General features: G+C 38.9%; 11 protein-coding genes. 5 read left to right on the forward strand and 6 right to left on the reverse strand.

Going from position 1 to position 12,560, the window contains the following annotated elements:
• Positions 1–62 precede the first annotated feature (62 nt).
• Both TOL5_RS19850 and TOL5_RS19855 read left to right on the forward strand, forming a co-directional pair.
• Positions 63–758 (forward strand): hypothetical protein, encoded by a 696-nt coding sequence (locus TOL5_RS19850; protein ID WP_005034370.1) that lies wholly within the window; start codon positions 63–65, stop codon positions 756–758.
• Positions 759–1,052: 294 nt separating this feature from the next.
• Positions 1,053–1,394, forward strand: coding sequence for a hypothetical protein (locus tag TOL5_RS19855; RefSeq protein ID WP_004825419.1), 342 nt, complete (start codon positions 1,053–1,055; stop codon positions 1,392–1,394).
• Positions 1,395–1,433: 39 nt separating this feature from the next.
• Here the strand turns inward: TOL5_RS19855 and TOL5_RS19860 are convergent, their stop codons facing one another.
• The gene (locus tag TOL5_RS19860; protein ID WP_121774336.1) at positions 1,434–2,387 is read right to left on the reverse strand and encodes a cation diffusion facilitator family transporter; all 954 of its coding nucleotides are present in this window, start codon (positions 2,385–2,387) and stop codon (positions 1,434–1,436) included.
• A 149-nt stretch (positions 2,388–2,536) separates the two neighbouring features.
• Here TOL5_RS19860 and TOL5_RS19865 point away from each other — a divergent pair, with 149 nt between their 5' ends.
• Positions 2,537–3,337 carry a DUF4198 domain-containing protein gene (locus TOL5_RS19865; RefSeq protein ID WP_121774335.1) on the forward strand — a complete coding sequence of 267 codons (801 nt, stop codon included), beginning with the start codon at positions 2,537–2,539 and terminating at the stop codon, positions 3,335–3,337.
• Positions 3,338–3,409: 72 nt separating this feature from the next.
• Here the strand turns inward: TOL5_RS19865 and TOL5_RS19870 are convergent, their stop codons facing one another.
• From TOL5_RS19870 to TOL5_RS19885, 4 genes are read right to left on the reverse strand one after another with little or no spacing between them, the layout of a single operon-like run.
• On the reverse strand, positions 3,410–6,592 hold the full coding sequence (locus tag TOL5_RS19870) for an efflux RND transporter permease subunit (protein ID WP_058968307.1): 3,183 nt from the start codon (positions 6,590–6,592) through the stop codon (positions 3,410–3,412).
• Complete coding sequence (locus TOL5_RS19875; RefSeq protein ID WP_004825432.1) at positions 6,582–7,859, reverse strand: efflux RND transporter periplasmic adaptor subunit; 1,278 nt, start codon at positions 7,857–7,859, stop codon at positions 6,582–6,584. Before TOL5_RS19875 ends, TOL5_RS19870 begins: the two co-directional genes overlap by 11 nt.
• Before the next feature lies 1 nt (position 7,860).
• Complete coding sequence (locus tag TOL5_RS19880; protein ID WP_121774334.1) at positions 7,861–9,225, reverse strand: TolC family protein; 1,365 nt, start codon at positions 9,223–9,225, stop codon at positions 7,861–7,863.
• Between the two features lie 57 nt (positions 9,226–9,282).
• A complete protein-coding gene (locus TOL5_RS19885; RefSeq protein ID WP_227543976.1) occupies positions 9,283–9,711 on the reverse strand; it encodes a cation transporter in 429 nt (142 codons plus the stop codon).
• Between the two features lie 307 nt (positions 9,712–10,018).
• Here TOL5_RS19885 and TOL5_RS19890 point away from each other — a divergent pair, with 307 nt between their 5' ends.
• Both TOL5_RS19890 and TOL5_RS19895 read left to right on the forward strand, forming a co-directional pair.
• On the forward strand, positions 10,019–10,372 hold the full coding sequence (locus TOL5_RS19890; RefSeq protein ID WP_004825435.1) for an SEL1-like repeat protein: 354 nt from the start codon (positions 10,019–10,021) through the stop codon (positions 10,370–10,372).
• Positions 10,373–10,731: 359 nt separating this feature from the next.
• A complete protein-coding gene (locus TOL5_RS19895; protein WP_004825436.1) occupies positions 10,732–11,619 on the forward strand; it encodes an SDR family NAD(P)-dependent oxidoreductase in 888 nt (295 codons plus the stop codon).
• A gap of 2 nt (positions 11,620–11,621) precedes the next feature.
• Here TOL5_RS19895 and TOL5_RS19900 read toward each other — a convergent pair whose 3' ends face one another.
• A complete protein-coding gene (locus tag TOL5_RS19900) occupies positions 11,622–12,518 on the reverse strand; it encodes a LysR family transcriptional regulator (RefSeq protein WP_121774332.1) in 897 nt (298 codons plus the stop codon).
• Between the last annotated feature and the right edge of the window lie 42 nt (positions 12,519–12,560).

Here is a 12,560-nt window from a genome sequence, read left to right on the forward strand (position 1 = left end):
TTATCATAATTTAATTATTTGTTAAATTATAACTCACAATCTTTTAATAGTCCTGATTTTTTATGTCATTAGTCATCGCCTTCAACTTAGATCGTTACGCAATACTTGCTACAGATAGACGTGGAGTCATAAAATACAGCGATACAAAAAAACATATCACTCTGAATATCAATGATCATTATCAAAAAATTAGAAAAGTACCCTTTGGTTTTTTTGCAGCAGCTGGTGATTATTTTATAACAACGTGTTTTTATGCTGAATGTATGCGAAAAATGCCAAAAAAAAGAAATTTAGAAGAACTCCTTCAAGATACTTATCATAGATATTGCAATATGAAAGGAATTCTGCACTTTTCAGGAATCACAACAATATTGCTGATTGCGAATCACCGTACAGCAGGTAAAAATTGTGAGAAAGATGCTATTTTAGAAATCAACATCAGTTATGAAAATATTGAAATTCAAGAAATTGAAACGATGAATTTAGTCGCATTGATGGCAAACATGAACCCAGATATTCATTTCTGGGATAGTGTCAGTGAGTTATTACGTCCATCCAATCATTTTTTAGGAATAGATCAATTTTTGAGTTATCACCTAAATCTAATTCACTACATTTGGCAAGAACAGCTCAAATTTGACCACTTAATTTCCCATCATATTGATTTTTATTTTCATGATCGGATGACAAGCAAAGGAATATTTATTCCCTATGAAAAGTTTACAAATATCTCCGAGGATTTGGTTAAAAAACTATAGAATGGGACTTCGACTTAAACATATCTTTAACTTTTAAAAAACATCGTGAAGAGTTGATACGCACGTGCATAGCTCACTTTTAGTAATTTCACAGTTGACCGTAAAACTTATTAGAGAACTGCAAAAACACTCAATCACGAGTAAAACAACAATTATAAATAGAATCCCGCCTAAAATAATTGCGGACAATATCTTCGAGTATCATCTTAGATCATGAGTTTAGTCATCCAGTCTTTTTTGCATTCTGAATGAGAACGATTAGAATAATAGCAAGATGATTAATATGGAGTCACCATGCAATACCAATGTCCAAAGTGTCAAAGCCGGAAAATTCTCCCAGTTGCAAATGGCAACACACCTGCAGCTCGCCCAGTTGTACCTAAAAGCTTGGTATTCTTGATTCCACTACTCTTTATTTTATTGCTTTTGGTTGTCATCAGTATAGTGATGTGGATTTTCAGTAACGGTGCAGGTCAAACATTGCAGATTGCAACAGTGGTGGTTTTTATTGCAACAGTGATTGCTGGCGTGCTTTTTTGGCGTGATCTTCCTGATTTTAAAATTTCCATGCAATCTTTTATGCAAGCCAATAAAAATTGGAAGTGTCGCGACTGTAATCATGAATGGCAAATCTAAAACCATTACTTAACAGATTTAAAAATCAAACCATTCACATTAATGTGAATGGTTTTTTTCTTGAGCTATAGGTGAATCTTGAACATGGTTCTGTGTTGTATGTGAATCTACCATATCTGCATCATCCTCGATTTGTAGAGTCATTTCGGTGATCCCATGCTGATGACTCAGCATTTCCATGGCTTGTTGATACAGCTGGTTGCGATCTGCTTCAGGCGCATACAAATGGACAGTTAAATGAACATTTTTGGAAGTAATTGCCCAGACTTTGAGTTGGTGAATACTTTCCACGCCTTTGATTGATAACAGGTCATTCCGTAACTTCTCAATATCAATTTCCTCAGGTACACCCTCTAAGAGAATATTGATACTTTGTTTAAGTAGAATCCATGTTCTTGGCAAGACCCAAAACCCGATAAGCACAGCAATGACTGTATCAACCCACATCCAACCCGTGAAATAAATAATTGCTCCACCGACGATAACACCAACTGAACCAAGCGCATCACTCAAGACTTCCAAATAAGCTCCCTTGATATTTAAACTTTCTTGGGAACTTGAAAATAAAATCTTCATCGAAATCAGATTAATCACCAAACCAATAACGGCGACAATCATCATGCCTACACTTTGAATTTCAGGAGGTTGGCTAAAGCGTTGATAAGCTTCATAAAAAATATAAATCGCCACCACAAACAACATCAGCGCATTAAACAATGCCGCCAAAATTTCAAAACGCTGATAACCAAAGGTACGCTTATTATCCGCGGGTAATTTTCCAATTTTTATCGCGACCAATGCAATTGCGAGTGCAGCTGCATCGGTAAACATATGCGCAGCATCAGACAATAACGCTAAACTCTGTGTAATGAACCCAGCCACCACTTCAACAATCAAAAAAGTACCAGTCAATAGCAATGCAAAGCTTAGTTTTTTAACATTGCCCTCGGTGACCATGGCGTGACTATGATCATGCCCTTGTTGTTCACTCATTTCGCACCTCTCTTTATTTTATGTATTCGCAATTCATTTCTTTTTCAATTATTGATAATAATAATTATTATCAATAATACTTTTTCTCTATATAATGCCTGCACAACATTTTTAGATTTGACAATACCCCTTCTAACAGGATGTCTACAATGAAAAAATATCTTTGCCTTGCTTTACTATTTTGCTCTTATAGCCATGCACATGAACCCTATGTTGCTCCGTTGAGTTACCTCACTGCAAATACACAAATTCCTGTCATTGCTGGTTATGCAGAAGAAGCGCTCAATGCTGAACATGCACTTAAACAAACAACTTTAACGGTCATTCAACCTGATCAAAGCCAATTACAAGTTCAACCTGCCAGCACTTTAAAATCTGCGACTGTTTTTGACTTAGCTTTACCACAATCAGGCACTTATCAACTGGGTACTAAAGTTTCTTTCCCGCTCAAATATGTACAACATAATAAAGAATGGAAAATGCTTTTTGATGTTGCTGCAGATAAAGCAGGAAATATTTCTGAACGTGACTATGTCGTCCCGTCTGATTTCAAAAAAGCCCCTGTACCCGTCAGTATTCAGCGTGAATGGTCAATCCAAAGCTATATTTCAAAAGATAAATCCTCTGCTTTTCAAAACAAAACTGATGCAGTCATACAGGTTGAGTTTAAAACCCATCCCAATGACATCACTGCACAACAACCTGTACAAATTCTAATTAAAAAATCAGGGCAAGCACTCAAAAATGCGGAGTTACTGATTCGAGCTCAAGGTCAAACCGATAAGCAAGCGTTAAAAGTTCCTGTCGCTACGGATGGCTCTGCCACACTTACTTTCCCATATTCTGGACAATATCTTGTTGAAGTCAGTGAACCTTTCAATTCAACCGCAAAACCAGTCAATCAAAACTACACCATTATTAGCTTAGGCGTATTACCTGCTGGCAAATAATACAACCTTAAAAATATAGAGACCCTCTTCTTGTTTTACTCAAAAAGAGGGCTTTGTTTTTTAGACAAGCAATTAGTTACTTCGCTCTTTACGCTCATTCATCCAACGATAGATCACAGGCAAAATCACCAAGGTCAACAACGTAGATGACATAATTCCACCGATGACCACTGTTGCCAATGGACGCTGTACTTCTGCACCTGTCCCAGTTGCCAATGCCATCGGCACAAAACCTAAAGAGGCAACACAGGCTGTCATCAGAACAGGTCTTAAACGTAAAATTGCACCTTGCCAAGTCGCATGATAAACATCAAGTTGCTGACGCAATTCCTTAATGAATGTCAACATGACCAGACCATTCAGCACCGCCACACCAGAGAGCGCGATAAAACCAACACCAGCAGACATAGATAATGGTATTCCTCGCAACCACAATGCAATCAAACCGCCACATAGGGCAAATGGAACACCAGTGAAGACCAGTAGGCTTTCTTTAAAGTTATGGAAAACAGCCATCAACAAGATAAAGATCGTAATCAATGCCAATGGAACCACCAATTGCATTCTAGCTTTGGCTGAAGTGAGGTTTTCAAACTGCCCTCCATAACTCAACCAATACCCTGCAGGCATTTCCTGTTTAGCCAAAGTAGATTGCAGTTCTGCAACAAAAGAACCTAAATCACGCCCTTCTACATTTGTAGTGACAACAACCCGACGCTTACCATTTTCACGGCTGACCTGATTGATACCTAAAATATTTTCTACTTTAGCGACATCTTGTAACTGAATTAAGCCACCATTTGGTGTTTGAATCGGCAGCACAGCCAAGTGTTCTGGGGTACGTTGCGCATCATCCAGACGGATCACAAAGTCAAAACGACGATCTCCTTGTAAAATCTGCCCAACATTTTGTCCACCTACACTTGTTGCAACCAAATCCTGAATAGCTCTTACAGATAATCCGTATTGCGCTGCTGCTGCTTTATTCACTTCAACATTGAGCAAAGGTAAACCCGATGTCTGCTCGATCTTAACTGCGGATGCGCCTGAAATACTTTGAACTTGTTGGGCAATTTTACTCGCCTGTTGGTTCAATACATCCATGTCATCGCCAAATATTTTGATCCCAACATCACTACGCACACCTGAAATCAATTCATTAAAGCGTAGTTCAATCGGTTGTGAAAACTCACTGTTATTACCGGGTAGTGTTGCCAGAAATGCAATCATGCGTTGACGTAATTCATCTATGCTTTCTTTCGGGTTTCTCCATTCCTTCTGCGGTTTTAACAAGATCACTGCATCTGAAATATTCGGTGGCATTACATCTGTTGCCACTTCTGCAGTACCTGTACGGGCAAATATGGCTTTAATTTCTGGAAACTCTTTCAGCAACAATTTTTCCGTATTTTCTTGCATTCTTAAAGATTGTTCCAAGCTGGTACTTGGGGAACGCATTTGCTGTACTGCAAAATCTCCTTCACTCAATGTTGGTGCAAACTCACTTCCAATCTGTGTTGCAAGTAGACCTGTCAAAAATAAAATACACAGCGCAAGCGTGATGACCAATACTTTAAAATGATAGGCTAAGTTGAGCACTGCTTCATATTTACGCTTTAACCAAAGCATCCAGCGACTTTCTGTCTCCTTCACCTCACCATTTACAAACAGCGCCACCGCTGCTGGAATAAATGTCACAGAAAGGATAATCGCGCCGAGAAGAGCCAATACAACCGTCATTGCCATTGGATGGAAGAGTTTAGCTTCAACTCCTGACAAAGCAAAAATAGGTAAGTAAACTACTAGAATAATTAATTGACCAAAAATCAATGGGCGACGTGCCTGTTTTGCTGCAAGGAAAACTTCTTTAAAGCGTTCTGATCGTGACAACAAACGCCCTTTAGCATGTTGAGCTTCTGCTAAGCGACGAATACAGTTTTCCACAATCACTACTGCGCCATCGACAATAATCCCGAAATCTAATGCACCAAGACTCATCAAGTTAGCACTGATTTTTTGTTCCACCATACCTGCTAAAGTGAATAACATGGACAATGGAATTACACAGGCAGTAATTAAAGCCGCTCTGAAATTACCTAGGAATAAAAACAAAATAACAATGACCAGAATTGCCCCTTCAACAAGGTTTTTCTGTACAGTTTTAATCGCTCGTTCAACCAGATCAGTACGGTCATAAACTGTTTCAATGACAATGCCTTTCGGTAAAGACTGCTGGACTTCTTTGACTTTGGCATCCACAGCACGTGCAACTGTACGGCTATTTTCTCCCATCATCATCATGGCAATACCCAGTACAGTTTCTTGACTGTTATAAGTCGCACCACCAGTTCGAAGATCATGCCCTATCGCTACGGTCGCAACATCAGCAACACGGATCGGAAAACCATTTTTATTGCCAATGCTGACATTTTGAATATCTTCAATACTGCTGAGCATTCCCGGAACACGTACAGTCAATTGCTGACCATTGGTTTCAATAAAACCAGCACCACGGTTCTCATTGTTTAAAGTCAAAGCATTTTGCAAATCACTGAGAGGGATTTGCAATTGTTGTAAACGATTGAGATCTGGAGTGACTACATATGTTTTATTAAAGCCACCAATCGAGTTTACCTCAGCAACACCAGGTACTCGTTGTAATTGCGGTCTTACAATCCAATCCTGAATTTCACGCAAGTCCATGGCGGTATAAGGTGTACCATCAGGTTTCTTGGCATTGGGTTCAGCTTTGACCACCCACTGATAAATTTCTCCCAGCCCTGTCGATACGGGTGACATCGTAGGTGAAATATCATCAGGTAGTGCTGCTTGAGCTTCTTGGATACGCTGATTAATTTGTTGACGTGCCCAATAAATGTCTGTGCCATCTTTAAAAATAATAGTGACTTGTGATAAGCCATAACGAGAAATTGAGCGGGTCATCTCAAGTTTAGGTAGACCTGCCATCGCAGTTTCAATGGGATAGGTGATTCGTTGCTCGACTTCCAATGCAGTAAACCCAGCTGCCTGTGTGTTCACTTGTACTTGGACATTGGTAATATCAGGTACCGCATCAATCGGTAATTTTTGATAGCTATAAACACCTACACCAATCCAAGCCACGATAAATAGTATCACCCATATCGCATTTTTGATTGAGAATTGAATGAGTCGATCAAACAAACCCTCTGCCTGAGGCAATTCCTGATCTTTGTCTAAATCTAATTGAGAATCTGGAGAATCCTTAATGGTCATGGCTCGCTTCTCCCTTTTCTAGTTCAGATTTGAGTAAGAAACTGCCTTGCCCCGCGTATTGCTGCCCTTGCTTCAGACCTGACTGAATTTCAATCCACTGTCCATCACTGGATACCTGCCCCAAGACGACAGGCTGTGCTTTAAATTCAAGCTTTTTATCATGTTCATTGGCAACAAATACAACATCTTTATCCTCTATTTTTTGTACTGCACTTTTCAATACACGTAACGCTTGAGCAGAACCCGGCTGTTGAAGCTGAACATTGACCATTAAGTTTGGACGTAATTCAGCAGCATTGGACAATACTTTGGCACGCACTTGTAAACGTCCAGTCTGAGCATCAGCTTCAGTATTTAAACTTTGAATCTGAGCCTTGAAAGTATTACCTGTTTGTAACGACTTAAACTCAATCTGTTGATTCGGTGCAATAGATGAAAACTCGGAACTTGGGACAATAAATTCAAGCCACAATTGATCTAACTGATCAATCACGAACAATTGACTGGCAAGCTGAACATTCTCCCCCATGACTAAATCTTTTTTGCTAATAATTCCCGCAATCGGTGCTGTCATGACATAACGTCCCTGACTACCAGAAGAAGCCCCTAAAGCAGACAGACGAGATTTGGTTGCTTGTACCTGTATTTGAGCCTGTTTATAGGCATTGTATGCACGCTGATAATCCTGCTTGGCAGAGATGCCTTGTGACCATAATTGACGCTCACGTTCATAATCTTGATGCGCCAACTCCATTGCAGCTTGCGCAATCTGTAAATTCGCTTGTTGGTCAACCAAATCTGGAACAACGAGCGTTGCCAATGCCTGACCTTTTTGCACACGTTGCCCTAGCTCCACATTTACCGCTATCACTTGTCCACTAAAAGCAGGAGATACATGCGCCTGTCGATCGGTATTGACCATGATTTTTGCAGGATAAGAAGCTGACTTTAAAACAGCTCCCATTTCCGCTTTGGCGAGTTGTATGCCTTGCTCAGTAATTTGCTGTGCAGTCAGGCTAATGGTTTCTTTTTCCTCCTCTTCACTATGCCCACCTTCATTTGCACCTCCCTCAGCTGATTCTGCTGCACCTTCTTCACCATGCGCATGTCCTTCCTCACCATGCCCTTCTTCTTTTGATGTGCTTTTTTTCGATGAAAAAAGTAAAGCTGTTGCAATAAGTGCTGTCACGACAATAGCAACAATGATCAGTAGGCGTTGAGAAATTTTGCCCTGCTGATGCTGAAACGATTTAAATTGATTTAGCATATTAATTTCTCCCACCAATCACTGGTAGTGCTTGAGTCTCTTGCCATAAGTTTTGATTAATTTGTGCGATTGCATCTTTCGCCATGATTTGACTTGGTTCAACGCCTAGACTCAAACTTTCTGCTTCAATGGCACGTTGCCATCCATCTTTGAGTAATTGCACCTTGCGTAAACGTACATCCTGCAATTGTAAAGTCGCTTGCTGTACATCCGTTACAGCAAACTTACCTACTGTAAAACCCATTAAAGTTTTACGTTGTACCTGAGCGGCAAGTGGAATTTGCGACTGATCCACAGCATTAAATTGCACTTCTAATCCTTGCAGTTCAGTCAATAATGTACCGACCTGCAAAGCATTTTGACGAAGATAGAATTCTTGCTGTTTGTTCAATAAATCTTCTTTCGCACGCGCAATTTGCACACCATATTGTTGGCGGTTAAAAATATTCAATGGAATCGACACCCCCACCACAAGTGCATTATCCGTTTGTGCTTGAGGTGATCGTGTGCGGTTTACCCCAAAATTCACAGTAGGATTTGGGCGTGCTGAGGCTTTGAGCTGATCTACGGTCGCTTTTGCCTGCAACACTTGTAAACGGCGTGATTTTTCAAACAAATTATCCGATAAATATTCTTGCACTTGTTGATGAGAAGAAGATGGCCACAATGATTGTGGACTCAGATTGATACTGATCGATTTATCTGAATCTCCCCATAAATTTGATAATTGCTGTCTAGCAACCTGAACTTGTAGATCCGCTTGGCGATACAGACGCGCATTTTCGGCATGACTTAATCGCACCCGATCCACATCGACTTGGGCAACACCACCTGCTTGATAACGCTTCTGGATGGCATTCAAATTTTCTTCACTGACTTTAAGCTGCTCTTGAACCACACTACGTTCGAGTTCAAAAATTGCCAGTTGTGACCATAGATATTTAACAGCAAGCTCAAGTTGGGCTTGATAAATTCGCTGATTTAAATCGCTTTGATCTTTAGAAAGTTGCGCCAATTTTTGAACAGATTTTCGCTCACCAAAAAGATCTAAGCGCTGAGAAACACCTATCGCAAGCTCTTTATCCTCATTTGAACCAAAGCCTGTTTGCTGTATGGATATCTCTGGATTTGTCCACAGTTTTGCTTGTTTTATATTCGCATCCGCAATCTGTTGTTGAGTCTGCCACACATTTTGTGTTTGTTGGTACTGCTCTGTTTTTACGATTGCCTGTTGCAAGGTTAATGACTGTTTTGAATCATTCGCCCAAGCGCTAGATGTAATGATACTCACCATGAGCGCGCCAAGAAGAGACGATCTAAAGCTCAATCTAGACTTTTGTACGGTTTTACATGTTTTTTTAGGCATAGAAATGCTCCACTAAATTCAAATATTAGCGGTGAGTGATTTTTCGGCTACCCCACCTTATAGCGGGGATAAGAGGGGCGGTGGGTTAGGAAAATATAGATCAGGCGACTGGTATAAGTTGTTCCAGCCAACAAATGGCGCTTCTCGGTAACCTATAAATTTAGGCTGTTCAGCATGTTGCTGATCATCCACGACAATAAAATGGACTAAAGAAGGCAAATGATCACTATGATCATCATTGAAATGATTTAGAAAATCGTTAGCACGTAAATCATGCTGATGGGTTGCTTTCTGTGAAGAAGCCCCATGATCTGTTTGAGCCTCGGATACATAGCTCCCCAATAATTGAGGATGTAATAACTGATCTTGCGTACAATCAGGTGCGCTATGATGACCAAAATGCTGAATGACTGATTTCTGAGCTGCTCCAGCGCTTTTTTCATGATCACAAAAAGCCGCTGCCACATTCCAAAGGCTCTGGAACATGAACAAACTTAGCAAGACTGTGATGAAAACAGCTGAACGTTTCACAAATTGAGACTCGAAATCAAAATACATGATGAATATAGCAACTTTATTGAGCTATTCAAATTACAGAAAGGTAATTTTTAAAAATTCTAAATCTTTTATTAACTAGGACTAACATAAACAAAAGTATATAAAAAGCAATTGACAAATTACATAAAATTATTTGCAAAGTTTACAAAATCAGCTAGATTTACTGATATCTAATCAATTTTTTATGATTAGCAATCTCTTTTACTTTGTTAATGGATTAGCAAGGAGGTTTTATATGTTGGTGCATATTTTTAACCGTTTTTTAGGAGATTCCACATCTCGCCAAGCATTTGAACAAAATGCATCTGAAGCCACGCTCGAAAAAGCGCAAGCACATGATTTTGAAGATCAACATTTAAGTTCAGATGAAATCGCAAATCGCAATGCAATGTGGTGTTATCTCAGAGCCGCTTTACGCGGAGATCAGGAAGCCCAATATAAAATGGGGCTGAGTTATCTCAATGGGCAACTGGGTTTAGACCGTAGTTATAGTCATGCTGAAAAATGGCTTGAACAAGCGGCGCATCAAGGTCATCTTCATGCAAAAGAACAGTTAAAGAAAGCCTATGACGAACTTGCATTTTCATAAATTACGTTAATTGTATTGTATATATCGCGCGATAAACAGAGCTAAAACTGGCTCTGTTTATTGATCAATTATACTGGGTTATCCACCTGAATTCATTTGTTTATTTTTCACGCAAACATTGATTGTTTTTACTTTAAAAATTGATTTCAATATGGTAAAAATCACCAAATAAATAAAAAAACTATAGAGTATTTACTCTAAAATATTTTTTAAATTCAGAGGCTTACTACTAGTAATTTTATTTTTTTTGTATATTATTGCCCCCAATAAAACTGACTATCTTTTATACAAGGATAGCTTCACCCAGAAACTAAAAATACAGCTCATATATTCATTTTAGCAAAATCAGGAAAATAGCTATGAATCAGAAATTGGAGCAACTTTTTCAAGAAAAGGTTCAAGGTAAAATTGCATTAATCACTGGTGCATCTAGTGGTATTGGTTTAACGGTTGCAAAAAAACTTGCTGCGGCAGGAGCACATGTACTTTTGGTGTCTCGTACAGAAGAAACACTCAAAGAAGTTCAAGCGGAAATCCAGGCAGAAGGTGGTCAAGCGGACATTTTTCCGTGCGACTTAAATGATATGGATGCAATTGATAGGGTCTCTAAGCAAATCATTGCTTCAGTTGATCATATTGATATATTAATTAATAACGCAGGACGTTCGATTCGCCGTGCTGTACATGAGTCTGTCGACCGTTTCCATGACTTTGAACGTACCATGCAGCTGAATTATTTTGGTGCTGTACGCTTGGTATTGAACATCTTACCGCAAATGATGACACGCAAAGATGGTCATATCATCAATATCAGCTCGATTGGTGTATTGGCAAACGCAACCCGTTTCTCTGCTTATGTTGCTTCAAAAGCGGCTTTAGATGCCTTTAGCCGTTGCTTGTCTGCCGAAGTCCACTCACATAAAATTGCGATCACATCGGTGTATATGCCTTTAGTGCGTACGCCCATGATTGCACCAACCAAAATCTATAAGTACGTTCCGACGCTCTCTCCAGAACAAGCTGCTGATTTGGTGGCTTATGCGATTGTTAAACGTCCGAAAAAAGTTGCAACCAACTTAGGACGTTTAGCTTCAATTACCTATTCAATCGCACCAGGAATCAACAATAAATTAATGTCGATTGGTTTTAATTTATTCCCAAGCTCAACTGCTTCTGTGGGCGAACCACAGAAACTTAATCTAGTACAACGTGCCTATGCGCGTTTATTCCCTGGCGAACATTGGTAAGTTTAAGATATCTTAGAAAGCTTATTTTTAAGTAAGCTTTCTAGCCACTCAATAAAAAATTGAAAATAGGCAGGTCTATATTTTCTTTCTAAAAATAAAAAATTAACAGGAATCTTGAGACAAGGTTCATCTTCAAAAATTCGAATTAATTTATTTTGTGCAATAAAAGGCACTGCATCGAACGCTGGAATCTGAATGATCCCCAATCCTTGTAAAGCAGCATGTAGATAGCTTTCTGTGTCTTCTACACACAGTTTGTAGGGAAGATTGACCTGAATATTTTTAAAATACAGGCGCTCAAAATCAGTATCTAAATTTTTGATTTGATACCCGATCAGAAAATGCTCTTGTAAATGCGTCAAGCGCAATGGCTGTTGCAACCTATTTAGATAATCAGGAGAAGCCAAGGTATATAAATCAACATTGGCAATCGGTCTTACAATTAAATTTTCATCCTCCACCCTACCCACACGAACGACACAATCTAAACGCTGTTCGATTAAATCTGAATAATGATCATGACTATAAATTGAAATTTTAACATTTGGATATTTTTCATAAAACTCATTGAGATAAGGAATAAGGTATTGTGTTGCTATACGCAACGGCAAACCAATTTTAATTTTTCCTATATGCTCACGATTTTTTAATTTGAAATGATCTAATGTTTCAGACTGTAGAATTAAGTGTTTAACCTCTAGAAAAAATTGCATTCCGTCATTGGTTAAATTGACTTTTCGAGTAGTTCGATTAAACAGCAAAATTTCATATTCTTTTTCTAAAGCTTGTATGGCATAGGTAATGGTGGAACGTGGTAAGTCTAACTCTTTTGCTACTTGTGCAAATGAGTGTTTTTCTGCAACAAGACAAAAAATTTTAAACCGCTCTATTTTATCCATCTATTATTCAAATTTTTCAAACAATCCATTCGATTCTATCCA

The sequence above is a fragment of the Acinetobacter sp. Tol 5 genome, assembly GCF_019702905.1.
Taxonomy (GTDB): domain Bacteria; phylum Pseudomonadota; class Gammaproteobacteria; order Pseudomonadales; family Moraxellaceae; genus Acinetobacter; species Acinetobacter bereziniae.

Excerpts from the sequence above, each read along its gene's own strand:
- TOL5_RS19850 (WP_005034370.1), top strand. The coding sequence starts at position 63 with ATGTCATTAGTCATCGCCTTCAACTTAGATCGTTACGCAATACTTGCT.
- TOL5_RS19895 (WP_004825436.1), top strand. The coding sequence starts at position 10,732 with ATGAATCAGAAATTGGAGCAACTTTTTCAAGAAAAGGTTCAAGGTAAA.
- TOL5_RS19875 (WP_004825432.1), bottom strand. The coding sequence starts at position 7,859 with ATGCTAAATCAATTTAAATCGTTTCAGCATCAGCAGGGCAAAATTTCT.
- TOL5_RS19880 (WP_121774334.1), bottom strand. The coding sequence starts at position 9,225 with ATGCCTAAAAAAACATGTAAAACCGTACAAAAGTCTAGATTGAGCTTT.
- TOL5_RS19890 (WP_004825435.1), top strand. The coding sequence starts at position 10,019 with ATGTTGGTGCATATTTTTAACCGTTTTTTAGGAGATTCCACATCTCGC.
- TOL5_RS19885 (WP_227543976.1), bottom strand. The coding sequence starts at position 9,711 with ATGTTCCAGAGCCTTTGGAATGTGGCAGCGGCTTTTTGTGATCATGAA.
- TOL5_RS19865 (WP_121774335.1), top strand. The coding sequence starts at position 2,537 with ATGAAAAAATATCTTTGCCTTGCTTTACTATTTTGCTCTTATAGCCAT.
- TOL5_RS19860 (WP_121774336.1), bottom strand. The coding sequence starts at position 2,387 with ATGAGTGAACAACAAGGGCATGATCATAGTCACGCCATGGTCACCGAG.
- TOL5_RS19870 (WP_058968307.1), bottom strand. The coding sequence starts at position 6,592 with ATGACCATTAAGGATTCTCCAGATTCTCAATTAGATTTAGACAAAGAT.
- TOL5_RS19900 (WP_121774332.1), bottom strand. The coding sequence starts at position 12,518 with ATGGATAAAATAGAGCGGTTTAAAATTTTTTGTCTTGTTGCAGAAAAA.
- TOL5_RS19855 (WP_004825419.1), top strand. The coding sequence starts at position 1,053 with ATGCAATACCAATGTCCAAAGTGTCAAAGCCGGAAAATTCTCCCAGTT.